The following is a 16,022-nucleotide window of genomic DNA, read 5'->3' as shown; positions in this document are numbered from 1 at the left end:
TGTGACTCCTCCGGCGGACCAGGGCACTGGTCGTCTCGGCGACACGATCATCGCCCCGCTGCAGCCTCCCGCGGACGTCCATCTCGACGACACGTCCGACAACATTCTCAAGCCGCTCGCCGGTTTCCGGGAGAAGATGACCGGCAAACTCGTGCAGCCGTACACGCGGTGGATGCAGCATCCGTCGCGGAACCTCGGGCTGCGGTTCGCCCCGCCGTACGGCCAAGGCGACGAAGAAAACCGGATGCTGAACGAACTCGGCGGGTTCGGCTTCGGCTACCTCTGGGGTGCGCAAGGCCGCGCGGCGAACGTCGGCAAAGCGGCGAAGGCCGCGCAGGACGACACGGCTCAGGTCAAACAAGGCCTGACGGCCGCGTGGCAGGGCAAGGCCGCCGATTCCGCCGCCGAGAAGCTGGACGATTTCAGCAAGGCCTCCGGCGAATACCTAGGCACGGTCAACGGTTTCAGCCAACTGCTGCAGCAGCTGTGGCAGACGGTCCGCAAGCCGATCGTCGATTTGGGACAGGTGCCCGAAAACGGCGGACAGGCGCCCAAGAAGTTCCTGGACGCGCACAAGCCCGAGGACACCGACGGGCTGCTGATGTTCATGGATCGGCTCGACGACGCGATCAAATGGGGGCGCATCGCGCCAGCCCGTTCGGAGGTCGCCAAAAGCGCAAGTGGCACTGGCCCGATCAACGCGCAGGATCTCCGGAGTATGTCGGTGGATCTGGACACCGGTAACGACTCCAAGTGGTCCGACATGTTCTGCCGTCAGATGGACGAGTACTGCCAGCAATACTCGGACGCGATGGATTGCTTCCGGCAGTACATCCGCAACGCTCACACCGCCGCGACGAACGGGCTGCGCGCATTTTCCGACGGCCTGAACGTGCCGACCGATCCGTTCGGCCGCCTGCAACTTGGCGCCGACAGCGGCAGCGGCGGGCACGACAAGGGATCGTCCGGCCGGAACGACGGCGGAGGCGGGGACACCAAGCCGCGCTCGTCCGGCGGCGGGGGCGACACGAAGCCGCAGGAGGCCACCGTGCCGCCGCAGGTTCAGCCGCAGACCCCGCCCGCGCAGCCGGATCCGAACCAGAATCCGGTCACGCACAAACCGCTCGAGGTGGATCCGGAGACCGGGCAGCCGTATCCGATCGATCCGCGGACCGGGGAAGCGGTCAAGACCGAGCACGAAGCGCCGGAGACCGTGACGGTCCAGCACGGCGATCACAAGATCACCATGTCCGAGCCGGACGACCACGGGAAGATGGCGGTCTCGATCGGCGACGGGGCCGGGCACGACAAGGCGTACCAGCTCGATTTCGGCGACAAGGCACCGGGAACGGCCGCTGAGGCGGCGCAGGGAGACCCGGCTGCCCGCCCACACGACGGTTCTGCGCAGCCCGCCCACGACGGCCAGAACCCTGCGGACAAGACACCCGACGCCCCGGGCGGCCCGATTCACAAGCAGCCGGACGGCACCGCGCCGACGACGGACCCGAACCAGGTGCACCGTCCAGGCCCGGACGGAAAGATCCACATCGAGGACGGCAACCTCAAGATCACCGCCGAGCGTCCGAGCGGGCCGGACGGTCCGACCGTGGTGACGGTGGACGACGGATCTGGCGAGCCGACGAAGTACACCCTCGACGACCACGGAAAGATCGACCCGTCGACCGGACGACCGGTCGACGGCGTGACCGCTCAGCAGCACGGCGGCGGTGCCGGAAGCCCTGCGGCGAACCCGAATGAGCTGCCCGTGGACCAGGTTCGCGACGGTCGGCATGTCGTCGCGGATGCCGCCCAGACCGGGCAGCAGGTCGCAGGCGACCATGGCCAGCCAGCGCAGGCTGCCGCGGCGCAGGGGCACGCGGCGAGTGCGTACGGCCAGGCAACCGCGCAAGCTGGCGCGGCGCAGGGACATGCGGCGAGTGCGTACGACCAGGCAACCGCGCAACCGGCGGCCGCCGACGGGCCCGGTCAAACCGCTGGCGAGCAGCCTGGACGGCACCACGCCGAGCCCGTCGCCGCGCAGGCGGACGCGACCCCGGCCTACGGAACGCCGGCGGCGAGCGGCCCGGACGAGTCCACCACGGCGCAGTCGGTGCTGGACCCGTTCAGCAGCGACCCCGGGCTGGGGCACGTCCCGGCCGATCCGGGTCTCGGGGATTCGGCGGTTCCGGCCGGCTGGCAGCAGGACGACCCGGGGCACCCGGCTGAACTGGGCACCGCGCCGACCACCACCGACCAGCAGCAGGGCCAGTCGATGGGCATGATGGGCAGCCCGATGATGGGCGGCGGCGGACAGGGCAACTCCGGCGACCAGGAACGCGGGACCAGCGGTTACCGGGTCGACGGCGGCCTGTTCGGCACCGCGCCGGGCGGCAGCCGGATCAGCGGATCGCTTGCCGAAGAGGACGAGGGGCGGCGCTGATCAGGCAGCCGGTTCCTCGTCCTCCGGAGCCTCGATCGGCGCCCGCTTCACATCCGCGTCCAGCAGCGGCAGGTACTTGTCCGTCCCGGTCAAATGCGTGAGAAAGAACGCAGTGAACAGCGCCTTCGTCAGCTGCTGAGTCGCCCGCTGCGGTTTGCCTTGCAGCAGCAGTTGGCTCCAGTGCCGACCCTCGGTCACCGCGAGGTGGGATGACTTCGCCAGCGTCCGCAGTTGCACCGGACCGGCCCACGCCTGGGCGATCGCGTCTGCGTGGCCGACTGCCGGGGCGACCAGGTCGCCGTCCACGGCCAGGTGCAGGCCGGGGGCGCTGATCAGCTTCGCGGCGTCCGTCGCGGGCGGGAAGGTCTGTGCCGCGGCTACCGTCGCCACTGCGCGGACCTTCGGGCGGGCGTCGTCGCCTGCTCCGGCGGACTGGGCGGCTGCCAGCACTGCCGAGCCGCCGCCGGTGGAGTGGCCTGCCAGGCCGAGTTTCTCCGGGTCGACGCTGATGCCGTCCGGGCCGAGGCGGACCGTGGTGACGACGTCGAGCGTCGTCAGCAGGTCGCCGGCCAGCAGGCGGTGCGACGGGAGCGGGCCGAGCTGGGTCGCGGGGGCCGCGGCGACCACGCCCCAGCTCGCGAGGTGGTGCAGGAGTTGCCGGTAGCGGGTGGTCGGCTGCATCCAGCCGTGCCCGAACGCGATGGCGGGCAGGCCAAGGCCTTGGCGCGGGGTGAACACGACGCCGGGCAGTCCGACCAGGGCGAGGTTGCCGCGCACAACCTCGTGGGGTCCCGGGTGGGACAGCTCCGTGAGCAGCTGCTTGGGCTTGCTGGCCATGCGCGTGACCTTACTGCCCGTGCCCCTCCCCGGCCCGGTGCGCCACCCCGATCGGTTTAGGGGTCGGCCGCCACGCTGCGCGAAGACCCGGTCAACGGTTGTCCGGGACGTCGCCCGCCCAGCTCAGCGGCACTGAAAACCCCGCTCTAGGGACCGGAGTAGGGGACTGGACTTGTCTCGTTACGCTAGTTCGCGTGTGTGGAATCGTGGGATACGTCGGACACCGCCCGGCTCTGGACGTCGTGCTCGGTGGGCTCCGCCGCATGGAATACCGGGGCTACGACTCGGCGGGCGTGGCGGTGCTGGACGGCGCCGGCGCGCTGACCGTCGAGCGCAAGGCCGGCCGGCTGGCCAACCTGGAGGCCCGGCTCGACGAGGTCGGCCGCGACGCGTTCGAGGGCACCGCGGGCATGGGCCACACCCGCTGGGCCACGCACGGCGCTCCGATCGACCGCAACTCGCATCCGCACCGGGACACCACCGGTCGCGTCGCGGTGGTGCACAACGGGATCATCGAGAATTTCGCCGCGTTGCGCGCCGAGCTCGAGGCCGCGGGCATCGAGATGGCCAGCGACACCGACACCGAAACCGCCGCGCACCTGGTTTCCCTCGCCTACGCGGAGGGCGACACCAAGGGTGACCTGCCGGCCAGTGTCGCCGCGGTGTGCCGCCGGCTGGAGGGCGCGTTCACCCTCGTCGTGACGCACGCGGACGAGCCGGACACGATCGTCGCCGCGCGCCGGTCGTCGCCGCTGGTGGTCGGGGTCGGCGAGGGCGAGCACTTCGTCGCGTCCGACGTCGCGGCGTTCATCGAGCACACCCGCGAGGCCGTCGAACTGGGGCAGGACCAGCTGGTCGTCATCACCCGCGACGGCTACCAGGTCACCGACTTCCACGGCGACGCCGCGCAGGCCAAGCCGTTCACCGTCGACTGGGACCTGTCGGCCGCCGAGAAGGGCGGCCACGAGTACTTCATGCTCAAGGAGATCGAGGAGCAGCCGGAGGCGCTGGCGAACACGCTGCGCGGGCACTTCGAGGCCGGCCGGATCATCCTCGACGAGCAGCGCATTTCCGACCAGGACCTGCGCGACGTCGACAAGGTCTTCGTCATCGCCTGCGGTTCGGCGTATCACTCCGGGCTCGTCGCGAAGTACGCCATCGAGCACTGGTGCCGGCTGCCGGTCGAGGTGGAGCTGGCCTCGGAGTTCCGCTACCGCGACCCGGTTCTCGACCGCGACACGCTCGTCGTCGCCGTCTCCCAGTCCGGCGAGACCGCGGACACCCTCGAAGCCGTGCGGCACGCGCGCGAGCAGAAGGCCCGCGTGCTGGCGGTCTGCAACACCAACGGCGCGCAGATCCCGCGCGAGTCCGACGCCGTGCTGTACACGCACGCCGGGCCGGAGATCGGGGTCGCGTCGACCAAGGCGTTCCTCGCGCAGATCGCCGCGAACTACCTCGTCGGCCTCGCGCTGGCGCAGGCGCGCGGCACGAAGTACCCGGACGAGGTCGCCCGCGAGTTCGCCGAGCTGGAAGCGATGCCGGCCGCGGTGCAGAAGGTGCTGTCCACTGTGGAGCCGACCCGCGAGATCGCGCGGCGGATCTCCGACTCGCGCGCGGTGCTGTTCCTCGGCCGCCACGTCGGGTTCCCGGTGGCGCTGGAAGGCGCGCTGAAGCTGAAGGAACTCGCGTACATGCACGCGGAGGGTTTCGCGGCGGGCGAGCTGAAGCACGGTCCGATCGCGCTGATCGAGGAGGGCCTTCCGGTCGTCGTCGTGATGCCGTCGCCGAAGGGCCGCGCGGTGCTGCACTCGAAGCTGGTGTCGAACATCAGCGAGATCCAGGCGCGGGGCGCGCGCACGATCGTGATCGCCGAGGAGGGCGACGAGACCGTGCGCCCGTTCGCCGACGAACTCATCGAGGTACCCGCGGTGCCGACGCTGCTGCAGCCGCTGGTTTCCACCGTGCCGCTGCAGGTGCTGGCCGCGGAGATCGCGAGTTCGCGCGGGTACGACATCGACAAGCCGCGTAACCTGGCGAAGTCCGTCACCGTGGAGTAGGGAGCCGCCGCCGTGCAGGGAATCTGGACTACAGAACGGATTCGCGCGGCGGAGGACCTGCTGCTCGCGCGCACTCCGGACGGCGAGCTGATGCGCCGCGCCTCCTTCGGCCTCGCCGCCGAGGTGGCCGGGTTGCTGGCCGAGGACACCGGCGGTGTCTCCGGTCGGCGGGTGGTGCTGCTGGTCGGCTCGGGCAACAACGGCGGCGATGCCTTGTGGGCTGGTGCTTTCCTGCGTCGGCGCGGGGTCGCGGTGGCCGCGGTATTGCTGAAGCCGGAGAAGGCTCATCCGGCGGGATTGGCCGCACTGCGGCGATCCGGCGGTCGCGTGGTGTCCATAGCGGACAGTCCACAGTGGATCGAACGGGCGGATGTCGTCGTGGACGGCATCGTCGGCATTTCGGCTCGCGGCCCGTTGCGTCCGGAAGCGGCCGAGCTGGTCGCGCGGATCGAAGCGCCGGTAGTGGCGGTGGATCTGCCGAGCGGCGTCGACCCGGACACCGGCGCGGTCGACGGTCCACACGTCACCGCCGCGCGCACGGTCACTTTCGGGGCGCTCAAGCCCGTGCACGTGCTGGCCCCGGAGGAATGCGGCGAGGTCGTGCTGGTGGACATCGGCCTGCGGCCCTGGCTGGACGAGCCGGATCTGCGGCGCCTTGACCTGGCCGACGTCGCCGAGGCGTGGCCGATCCCCGGTCCGGAGGACGACAAATACACCCAGGGCGTAGTCGGGATCGCGGCCGGATCGGCGACCTACCCCGGCGCGGCGGTGCTCGCGTCCGGTTCCGCGGTGCGTGCGACGGCGGGCATGGTCCGCTACGCCGGACACGCCGCGGACGTCGTGCGCTCGCGCTGGCCAGAGATCGTCGCGACCGGCTCGGTCACCGACGCTGGCCGGGTGCAGGCGTGGGTGGTCGGCCCGGGCATCGGCACTGGTGGCGAGGGTCGCGAGATCCTGCGGCACATTCTCGGCCAGGGCGTCCCAGTGTGCGCGGATGCCGACGCCACCACGATCATCGCGAACACTCCCGAAGTCCTCGACGCCCGCGACCCGGACACTCCGCTCGTGCTCACCCCGCACGCCGGCGAGTACGAACGCCTGATGGGCCGCCGCCCGGGCGCGGATCGGGTCGCCGCGGCGCGGGAAGCGGCGAAGAAGTACGACGCGGTTGTGCTGCTGAAAGGCCACTGCACGGTCGTCGCCGCACCGGACGGCCGCGTCGCGGTGAACACCCCACGCGGGTCGTGGCTGGCCACCGCTGGTTCCGGCGACGTGCTGACCGGCCTGGTCGGGTCGCTGCTCGCCGCCGGGCTCGACCCGTGGCTGGCCGCCGCGGCCGCCGCGCAGGTGCATTCGCTGGCCGGGGCGCTCGCCGCCGATGACGTGCCGACGTCGGCGTCGGGTCTGGTCGACGCCATCCCCGCCGCGCTCCGATTGGTTCGCGCGACCGCATAGTTATCGAGTTACGTGTTAATTCGGCTCGCGATATCTGGTAAGAACAAGATGTGAGTCGAGACACGCCAGGACGGCCGAAGACGCGCCCGTCCGACGCCGCGGTGGAGCAGCGGCGGCAGGACATCCTCGACTACGTCATTGACCAGGGCGAAGTCCGCATCGACGACCTCACCGCGCGGTTCGGCGTGAGCCTCATGACGATGCACCGCGACCTGGACGAGCTCGCCGACAAGCGGTTGCTCCGGAAGCTGCGCGGCAAGGTCGAGGCGTATCCCGCGCTCACCATGGAGACCGCCAGCCGGTTCACGCTGCACTCGGCCGAGAAGGAAGCCCTCGCGGACCTCGCGATTCAGCAGGTCGAGCCCGGCCAGGCGGTGTTCGTCGACGACTCCACCACGCTGTTCCCGCTGGTCGAGCGGCTGGCCCGGGTCGAGCGCCTCACCGTCATCACCAACTCGCTGCAGGCCGCGCGGCTGCTGGGCACCGGCGTCGACGTGGTCCTCGCCGGCGGGCATTACCACCCCGAATACGACTCCTGCTCCGGTCCCGACGTCCTCGCACTGCTCGAGCGCATTCGCGTGGACATCGCGTTCGTCTCGGTGAGCGCGGTCGCGGTGGGCAGGCTGTTCCACCCGGTCCGCGACTACGCCGAGCTCAAGAAGGCCGTGCTGCGCGCCGCGAACCGCAATGTGCTGGTGCTCGACCACTCGAAGTTCGGCCGCACCGCGACGTACGCGCACGGCACTGTCGGCGATTACGACCTCCTGATCACCAGCGAAGCCACTCCCACCGAGGAGATCGAGGCGGCGCTGAACGAAGGCACGGCGGTCGAGGCCGCGGAGTACGTCGAGGAGGGGCAGCCCTATGACAGCTGAGCTGGTGGCCGGGGTCGATTCGTCGACCCAGTCGACCAAGGTCGTGGTCTGCGACGCACGCACCGGCGAGGTCGTGCGCACGGGCCGCGCACCGCATCCGGACGGCACCGAGGTCGACCCCGCAGCGTGGGCGCAAGCGTTTGCGGACGCCACTCGCGACGTGCTCGACGGGGTCAAGGCGATCGGCGTCGGCGGGCAGCAGCACGGCATGGTCACGCTCGACGAGGCGGGCGAGGTTGTCCGGCCGGCGCTGCTGTGGAACGACACCCGCTCCGCGCAGGCGGCCAAGGACCTCACCGACGAACTGGGCGGACCCGGTGTCTGGGCGAAGTCGGTCGGGCTGGTGCCGGTCGCGAGCTTCACCGTCACCAAGCTCCGCTGGCTCGCCGAGCACGAACCGGAGAACGCCGACCGCGTCGCGCGCGTTCTGCTGCCGCACGACTGGCTGACCTGGCGGCTGCTCGGCCGCCCGGAAACCGCGGTGACCGATCGCGGCGACGCCTCCGGCACCGGGTATTTCTCACCGACGGACAACACTTACCGGCACGACGTCCTCGCGCACGCGTTCGGCGGCCGCACCCCGGATCTGCCGACGGTGCTCGGCCCGTCCGACGTCGCCGGGCACACCAGCGACGGCATGCTCGTCTCCGCGGGCACCGGCGACAACATGGCCGCCGCCCTCGCGCTCGAACTGGCCCCGGGCGACGCGGTGATCTCGATCGGCACCAGCGGCACGGTTTTCGGCGTCACCGAGACCGGCGCGGCGGACGCGAGCGGCCTGGTCGCCGGATTCGCCGACGCCACCGGCCGGTTCCTCCCGCTGACCGCCGCCCTCAACGCCGCGCGCGTGCTCACCGCGGGCGCGGCGATGCTCGGCGTCGACCTGGCCGAATTCGACCGGCTCGCGCTGTCCGCCGAACCGGGTGCGGGCGGGCTCACGCTGCTGCCGTACCTCGACGGCGAGCGCACCCCGAACCTGCCCGGCGCGACCGGTTCGCTGCACGGTCTGACCAGGGCGAACATGACGCCGGAGAACGTCGCGCGGGCGACCGTCGAGGGCATGGTCTGCGGGTTGGCCGCCGGGCTCGACGCGGTGCGCGCGCAGGGCATGGCCGTGAAGCGCGTGCTGCTCATCGGCGGCGGCGCGCAGTCCGCCGCGGTGCGGGCGATCGCGCCGATCGTGCTCGGGCTGCCCGTCGTGATCCCCGAGGTCGGCGAGTACGTCGCGCTCGGCGCCGCGCGGCAGGCCGCCTGGGCGCTCGCGGGCACCGCTGAGCCGCCGACCTGGCACGGAACTGAAAACCGGCTCGAACTGGGCGAGCCGACCGGGGCGCTGCGCGCCGCGGGCATCGAGATCCAGCAACGCCACCTCGAGGCGCGCGAGGCCGCGCACGGGGTTTCCGCGAAATTGGGAGAGGACTGACCGATGGCCAGCATCACCTACGACAAGGCGACCCGGCGCTACTCCGGGACCGAGCGTCCCGCGGTCGACGCGCTGGACCTGGAGATCGCCGACGGCGAGTTCCTCGTGCTGGTCGGGCCGTCGGGCTCGGGCAAGTCCACCGCGCTGCGGATGCTCGCGGGCCTGGAGGACATCGACGACGGCGCGGTCTGGATCGGCGACCGCGACGTCACCCAGCTGCCGCCGCGTTCGCGCGACATCGCGATGGTGTTCCAGAACTACGCGCTGTACCCGCACATGACGGTCGCGCAGAACATGGGCTTCGCGCTGAAGATCGCCGGGCGGCCCGCGTCGGAGATCAAGCAGAAGGTGCTCGACGCGGCGAAGCTGCTGGACATCGAGCAGTACCTGGACCGCAAGCCGAAGGCGCTGTCCGGCGGTCAGCGCCAGCGCGTCGCGATGGGCCGCGCGATCGTGCGCGAGCCGCAGGTCTTCCTCATGGACGAGCCGCTGTCGAACCTCGACGCGAAGCTGCGCGTTTCGACCCGTACGCAGATCGCCGCGCTGCAGCGCCGGCTCGGCGTCACCACCGTGTACGTGACCCACGACCAGGTCGAGGCCATGACGATGGGTGACCGCGTCGCGGTGCTGTCGGACGGTCTGCTGCAGCAGTGCGACACCCCGCGCGCCCTGTACGACCGGCCCGCAAACGTTTTCGTCGCGGGCTTCATCGGCTCCCCGGCGATGAACCTGGTCGCCGCGAAGCTCACCGCGGACGGCGCCGAGGTCGGCGGTGTGCAGGTGCCGCTCAAGCCCGAGGTCCGGTCCGCGGCCGACGGCGACACGGTCACCATCGGTTTCCGCCCGGAGTCGCTGGAGGTCACCACCGACACCGCCGGCTCGCTGCCGATCAAGGTCGAACTGGTCGAGGAGCTGGGCTCGGACGCCTACGTCTACGGCAAGCTCGGCGCCGGCGTCGAGGAGAGCGCCGAGGGTTCGTCACGCAACGTGGTCGCCCGCGTCGACCCGCGTACGCCCCCCGGCATGGGCGACACCCTGCACCTGCGAATCCGTCCGGACGAGCTGCACGTGTTCTCCGGCACGTCCGGGCAGCGTCTCTCCTGAGCCGATAGCGTGGGAAACTGGCAGTCGTTATGACTGCCAGTTCTCCGCACGCCGAGACCGTGGTCGATCTCGGCGCAGTGCGCCACAACGTTTCCTTGCTGGCCGCCCGGGCCCCCGGCGCGGCCGTGATGTGCGTGGTCAAGGCCGACGGGTACGGCCACGGCGCGGTCCCCGTCGGCCGCGCCGCGGTCGAGGCCGGGGCGAGCTGGCTCGGCACCTGCTCGCTGCGCGAAGCCCTCGACCTGCGCGCCGCGGGTCTGTCCGTGCGGCTGTTCAGCTGGCTGGACGTGCCGGAGCTGGATTTCACGCCCGGCATCGAGGCGGACATCGACCTCGGCGTCAGCTCCCTCGGCGAGCTGGCCAGGGTCGACGCCGCCGCGGAGCGGGCCGGGAAGCGCGCCCGCGTGCACCTCAAGATCGACACCGGGCTGAGCCGCAACGGCTGCCCGCCCGCTGCCTGGCCTGAGCTGGTCGAAGCCGCGGCCAAGGCGCGCGGCGTCGAGGTCGTGGCCATCTGGTCGCATCTGGCCTGCGCTGACGAGCTGGGGCACGCGTCGATCGACGCCCAGGCGAAGCTGTTCGCCGAGGCTTACGACGCGGCCCGCGCCGCCGGTCTTGACCCGATCCGGCACCTGGCGAACTCCGCCGCCACGCTCACGAGGCCGGACCTGCACTTCGAAATGGTCCGCCCGGGCATCGCGATGTACGGCCTCAACCCGGTGCCCACCGACGACGACCTGCGTCCGGTGATGACCTTCCGGTCGACCGTGGTGCTCACCAAGCCGCTGGCGGCAGGCGAATCCGTCTCCTACGGACACACCTGGACCGCGCACGAGGACACCACGCTCGCGCTCGTGCCCGCCGGATACGCCGACGGGGTGCCGCGCACGCTGTCCGGCCGGATGGACGTCTGGCTCGGCGGGAAGCGACGGCCGGTCGTCGGGCGGGTCTGCATGGACCAGCTCGTGGTCAACGTCGGCAACGAGGACGTGCCCGCTGTGGGCGACGAGGTCGTGCTGTTCGGACCGGGCCGTTCGGGAGAGCCGACCGCGCGCGAATGGGCGGACAAGATCGGCACCATCGACTACGAAATCGTCACCTCGATGTACCGGCCACGCGTACACCGCCGGTACGTGGGGGAGCGGGCGTGACTCCTTCGGCGCGACTGTGGGCGATCGTCGGCGGAGTCGGAGCGGTAGTGACGGGTGCGGCAGCGGCGGTTGTCGCGTCGCAGCAACGCAAACCGACCGAAGACCCGTTCGCCGACGAGCCGCTGGGCGAGCTGAAGCCGGACCGGACGTCCACTGTCGCGGCTGAAGACGGTACGCCGCTGTCGGTCGAGGAGATCGATCCTGAGGACGGCGAGCAGCCGGAGCTGACTCTCGTCGGCGTACACGGCTTCGCGCTTTCGCGGCGCTCGTGGCACTTCCAACGCCGCGACGTCGCTTCGCTGCGGCTGCCGCGCGTACGGCAGGTCTACTTCGACCATCGCGGTCACGGTCTGTCCGGCGAAGCGTCCACGGAGACGTCGACGATCGAACAGCTCGCGCACGACCTCGACAGCGTCCTGCGCGCGATAGTGCCCGAAGGGCCGATCGTCCTCATGGGACATTCCATGGGCGGCATGGTGATCATGGAGCTGGCCGCGCAACGGCCAGACCTCTTCGAGGACCGCGTATGCGGCGTCGCCTTCATCGCGACCGCGGCAGGCGAAGTCGGCGCGCGCGGGTTGCCGAGGCCGTTGCTGTCCAAGTACAACCCGCTTACGCGCGGCGTCGGCGAGCTGGCCGGGTGGCAACCCGGGTTGGTGGAGTTCGTCCGCGCGGCCGGCGGTCAGCTGACCCGGCAGGCAGTGCGCCGGCTCGCGTTCGGCAGCCGTGACGTCTCGCCGCGCCTGGTCGACTTCATGCTCGAAATGCTCGCGGTGACGCCGGTGCGCGGTCTGATCAACTTCGTGGACACCCTCGGCAGCCACAATCGCTACGCGGTGCTTGCCGGGCTGAACCACGCGCAAGTGCTGGTCATCGGCGGCGATTCGGACCGTTTCACGCCGTTCGCGCACGCCGAGCGCATCGCCGCCGAGCTGCCGGACGCCGAGCTGGTGCGCGTGCGCGGAGCCGGGCACATGGTGCAGCTCGAACAGCCCGAGCTGGTGAACAGCCATCTCATCGACCTGCTGCAGCGCTGTGGTGGCAGCGCCGCGCCGAACCGGCGAAACTGGTGGTGGACAAAGTGATTCTGGAAACCCCCGAGGACACGATGGCCTTCGGGCGGACGCTGGGCGCGGCCCTGCGCGCGGGCGACGTGGTGTTGCTGGACGGTCCGCTCGGGGCCGGGAAAACGACACTGACCCGAGGGATCGCGGACGGTCTCGGGGTCGGCGGACGAGTCAGCTCGCCGACCTTCGTGCTGGCGCGGGTGCACGCCGCCGGGGCGGCCGGGGTACCGCTGATCCACGTGGACGCGTACCGGCTCGGCGGCGATCTGTCCCAATTGGACGACCTCGATCTGGACACCGACCTGGAATCGTCCGCCGTGGTCGTCGAATGGGGCGAGGGCAGCGCGGAGCGGCTGTCGGAGGACCACCTGGTCGTCCGCCTGACCCGGCACGACGACGACACCCGGACCGTCGTGCTGGAACCGCACGGCTCCTGGACCACCCGGGTCGACGAGCTGCAAGCCGCCTAGCGCTTCCCGTCCGGCACTCCGCTACGACCCGGTTTTCGACGGTTCCTTCGTCAGCGCGTGGTTGAGCGCGGCCAGGAAGGCCAGCAGCCGGGGGCCGAAGCGACGCAGGTCGTCGTCCTGTTCGACGCCGCCGTACCAGGAGAGGCCGGCTTGGCCGTCGGCGTCCGGGTCCAAGTCGGCGAACGCGCCGAGCCAGCGTTCGGTGTCGCCGAGCACCACCGCGTACGGCAGAGAACGGGAGAACACCATCTCGCGGTCCGCCGGGCGTTCGATGTCTTCCGCGCGCACCCGGTGCAGGTAGCGCAACAGCCCGCGGATCTGGCCGGCGACCGCGCGGCCGCGGGCGGTGCGGGACGGCAGCAGCGCGCGAGCCGCGGCGAGACCCAGGCCGGCGAGCGCGACCGCGACGCCCAGCAGCGCGTGCCCGACGGTGAACGAAAGCACCGCCGTCGCGACCAAGCCGAGCACGAACAGCAGGATGCCGGGCAGCGCCAGCACTCCGAGCGAGGTGTCCGGACGACGCGAGAACCATTGGCTGGCAACGACGTCCCGGTACATGGAGTCCTGGATCGGTGCCGCGTCGAGATCGCTTAGCCGGGACAGCAGGACGGTGTCGGTTCCTTCCGGCAGCAGCGTTTCGTAGACCACCCGCTCGAAATCGCGCAGGTGCTCGTCCGGCGGGTTCCGCCGGGAGATCTGCCAGTCCGGACCGGGAAGCTCGGCCAGCCACAGGTAATTCCGCACCGCCAGATCGACGACGGTGGCCGCGATGTCCACCGGGTCCACCGACTCGTCCATCACGGTGCCGATCTGCCCGGGAAGCACCCCGTCCGGAGAAGCGAACCAAGTTCGGCCGTTTTCCCGCAACAGGACTTCAATTGTGGTATCGCCGGTGCTGGTCGCGAGTTCGTCCTGCTTTCGGCGCCGCCATACGAATAGCGCGGCGGCAATCAGCAAAACGGCAACCACGGCGAAGCCGATGACGGACGGCAAGGTGAGCGAGAATGCCGCCGCCAATGCGCTGGCCGGCACGAAATCGGCATTCGCCGGTGCGGTTCCCGGCGGCAGTCCGACCGACAGTTCCATCCGCGCGCCCGGCGGCAAATCGTTCTGCTGCAGCCGCAGCACGCCGGTGTGGTCGACCTCGGACAGCGTGCACGGCTGGTTCGCGCCGATCGAACAGGTCACCGGCGCCATCTGCCGGGCCGGGGCGAGGAAGGACGCCTTGATTTCCTTCACCGGCTGGTCGAAGCCGCCCGCGACGAGTGCGTGCACCTGCTGGCCGCCGCCCTGGTCGGCGAGGGCGCCGGCGAGGGTGTAGACGACGGTGGATTCGCCCGCGCCGAAGGTGAGCGTGAGCTGGTCGTCGGCCTGCGCGACGGCACCGCCGCCGGTGGCCTTCGCGTCCCGCACCGTGTAGCGGAGGTCCTGCCCGTCGTCGGCGGGCAGTCGCAACGGCAAGGTGGACACCAGCCGCTGTCCACCGGGGACAGTCACCTTCTCGGTGACCTGGAAGCCGCCGTCGCGCAACAGTTTAAGTGCGATTTCCGCAGTCGCTTCGGGGGACGCTTGCGCATTCTCGGAATGCCGCCCGGTTCCGGATAAGGCCGCCGCCGGACTCGCGCCGGATAGCACCGCCAATGCCGCGATCGCCGCCGCGGAAACCCATTTCCTCGCCACGGCAGCAGAGCCTAGAGCACACCGGCTAGGCTGGGTGCCCCGGCAGTGAAAAAAGCCGGATTACGCGAATCACGCAATCGCAGGGGGAACGATGACCTGGCCACCGCAAGGCGGTCCTTATCCGGTGCCGCCGGGAGCCGCCCCGCTCCCGCCGCCGCGGCCGCTGCCGCCCGGGATGCCGCCGGGCGCCGGGATGCCAGGCGGCGGAACGGCGGGGCCGGGGATGCCGCCGGGACAGCAGTTTCCGGGCGGGCCGTCGGCACCGCAGTTCCCTCCCGGACCGCCGTTTCCCGCTGCCGGACCGGCAGTTCCGTTGCCGCCGCCTGCCGCGCCGTTGCCGCCGCCGCAGGTCGCTCCGGCACCGGGACCCTTCGCCGCGTCCCCTGGTGTGCCCGCGCCGGCATTCGGTGCGGGCGCCCGGCTCGACGGCTACCGCGCTGGGCGACCGCCGAAGAAATCGCACGCCGGGGTGATCGTGCTGGTCTCGGTGCTCGGCGCGATCGTGCTGGTCGTCGGGGGACTGGCAGCGCTCGGTGCGGCCGTGCACAAAGACAAGCGCGTCGACGCGGCGAGCACCCCGCCGCCGACGTATTCCCCGGTCTCCAGGGAAACGTCGCCCACCCGGTACACCACCGAAAGCAGCACTTCGGCCACGACCGCCTCGACAACCAGGGAAACCCGCGAAACCACCAGCGACTCGGAACCGGCGTCCGAGGCCCCGCCGGCGCCCCGCGGCCCGCAACCGGTGAAGGAGACCGCGCGGAACCCGCTGTTCGCCAGCGCCGACGCCGGATTGCAGAACGTGGCGTGCACGCTCAGCCGATGGAGTTCGGACCGGGCAGGCGCGGAACGGTTCTTCCAGTCCGGCATCCGCTGCCTGAACACGGTGTGGGCGCCGGTGCTCGGCGACGCGGGCCTTCCGTTCGAGGGCCCGAACCTGGTGGTCGCGCAGTCCGGCCAGATGCAAAGCCCGTGCACTTCGTCCGGCGACAATTTCGCCGCCTACTACTGCCCGACGAACGAGACCATCTACATGCCGATGGACAAGCTCCAGATCGAGCAGTACGGCGCGCATCCCGGCATCTACCTCGCGGTGCTGGCCCACGAATACGGGCACCACGTGCAGAACCTGTCCGGCGTCGAGGATGCGATGAGCGAACAGCGGTACGACGCGGGCGCCGACTCCGCCGCCGGGCTGGAGCTGTCCCGCCGGCTGGAACTGCAGGCGCAGTGCTTCTCGGGCATGTTCCTCGGCGCGTCGTCGAGCGCGGGCGGGTCGATCGACCGCAACATCTACAACGAGGCCTGGGACTCCGAGGACCGCGGGGACCACGGCGACGGTCCTCGCGACCACGGCACCGACGAGCACTCCATCGCCTGGTGGCGCCAGGGCGCGACGAAGAACCGCACCCAGCAGTGCAACACCTGGACGGCGAACTCCTCCGACGTGGCCTGACCCGCCA

The 16,022-nt window shown here is 70.9% G+C and carries 12 protein-coding genes; 10 read left to right on the top strand and 2 right to left on the bottom strand.

The window, feature by feature from the left end; all coding sequences use genetic code 11:
* Position 1 precedes the first annotated feature (1 nt).
* Positions 2-2,440 carry a WXG100 family type VII secretion target gene (locus tag FKO37_RS46355; RefSeq protein WP_238608633.1) on the top strand — a complete coding sequence of 813 codons (2,439 nt, stop codon included), beginning with the start codon at positions 2-4 and terminating at the stop codon, positions 2,438-2,440.
* Here FKO37_RS46355 and FKO37_RS46350 read toward each other — a convergent pair whose 3' ends face one another.
* Entirely contained in the window at positions 2,441-3,277 is an 837-nt protein-coding gene (locus tag FKO37_RS46350) for a dienelactone hydrolase family protein (protein ID WP_037816239.1), read from the bottom strand.
* Between the two features lie 194 nt (positions 3,278-3,471).
* Here FKO37_RS46350 and glmS point away from each other — a divergent pair, with 194 nt between their 5' ends.
* From glmS to tsaE, 8 genes are read left to right on the top strand one after another with little or no spacing between them, the layout of a single operon-like run.
* Complete coding sequence (gene glmS, locus FKO37_RS46345; protein ID WP_037816238.1) at positions 3,472-5,334, top strand: glutamine--fructose-6-phosphate transaminase (isomerizing); 1,863 nt, start codon at positions 3,472-3,474, stop codon at positions 5,332-5,334.
* 12 nt (positions 5,335-5,346) lie between these two features.
* Positions 5,347-6,789: an NAD(P)H-hydrate dehydratase gene (locus FKO37_RS46340; RefSeq protein ID WP_238608632.1), complete on the top strand. Its 1,443-nt coding sequence runs from the start codon at positions 5,347-5,349 to the stop codon at positions 6,787-6,789.
* Between the two features lie 50 nt (positions 6,790-6,839).
* Complete coding sequence (locus FKO37_RS46335) at positions 6,840-7,664, top strand: DeoR/GlpR family DNA-binding transcription regulator (RefSeq protein ID WP_238608631.1); 825 nt, start codon at positions 6,840-6,842, stop codon at positions 7,662-7,664.
* The gene (xylB, locus tag FKO37_RS46330; protein ID WP_043835269.1) at positions 7,654-9,087 is read left to right on the top strand and encodes a xylulokinase; all 1,434 of its coding nucleotides are present in this window, start codon (positions 7,654-7,656) and stop codon (positions 9,085-9,087) included. The genes FKO37_RS46335 and xylB overlap by 11 nt, the downstream gene beginning before the upstream one ends.
* 3 nt (positions 9,088-9,090) lie before the next feature.
* The gene (locus FKO37_RS46325; protein ID WP_037816234.1) at positions 9,091-10,191 is read left to right on the top strand and encodes an ABC transporter ATP-binding protein; all 1,101 of its coding nucleotides are present in this window, start codon (positions 9,091-9,093) and stop codon (positions 10,189-10,191) included.
* A 29-nt stretch (positions 10,192-10,220) separates the two neighbouring features.
* Positions 10,221-11,342 (top strand): alanine racemase, encoded by a 1,122-nt coding sequence (gene alr / locus FKO37_RS46320; RefSeq protein ID WP_134731500.1) that lies wholly within the window; start codon positions 10,221-10,223, stop codon positions 11,340-11,342.
* The gene (locus tag FKO37_RS46315; protein WP_238608630.1) at positions 11,339-12,427 is read left to right on the top strand and encodes an alpha/beta fold hydrolase; all 1,089 of its coding nucleotides are present in this window, start codon (positions 11,339-11,341) and stop codon (positions 12,425-12,427) included. Before alr ends, FKO37_RS46315 begins: the two co-directional genes overlap by 4 nt.
* Positions 12,424-12,879, top strand: coding sequence for a tRNA (adenosine(37)-N6)-threonylcarbamoyltransferase complex ATPase subunit type 1 TsaE (gene tsaE / locus FKO37_RS46310; protein ID WP_275291651.1), 456 nt, complete (start codon positions 12,424-12,426; stop codon positions 12,877-12,879). Before FKO37_RS46315 ends, tsaE begins: the two co-directional genes overlap by 4 nt.
* 21 nt (positions 12,880-12,900) lie before the next feature.
* On the opposite strand, the gene FKO37_RS46305 is transcribed toward tsaE, so the two are convergent.
* Positions 12,901-14,559 (bottom strand): DUF2207 domain-containing protein, encoded by a 1,659-nt coding sequence (locus tag FKO37_RS46305; protein ID WP_238608629.1) that lies wholly within the window; start codon positions 14,557-14,559, stop codon positions 12,901-12,903.
* Positions 14,560-14,650: 91 nt separating this feature from the next.
* On the opposite strand from FKO37_RS46305, the gene FKO37_RS46295 reads away from it, so the two are divergent.
* Positions 14,651-16,015 carry a neutral zinc metallopeptidase gene (locus FKO37_RS46295; RefSeq protein WP_255807414.1) on the top strand — a complete coding sequence of 455 codons (1,365 nt, stop codon included), beginning with the start codon at positions 14,651-14,653 and terminating at the stop codon, positions 16,013-16,015.
* Positions 16,016-16,022 lie beyond the last annotated feature (7 nt).

The organism is Amycolatopsis sp. Poz14 (assembly GCF_006704225.1).
GTDB classification, from domain to species: domain Bacteria; phylum Actinomycetota; class Actinomycetes; order Mycobacteriales; family Pseudonocardiaceae; genus Amycolatopsis; species Amycolatopsis nivea.
Note: the sequence above shows the minus strand (reverse complement) of the source record. Positions and strands in the feature narration are given on the sequence as shown.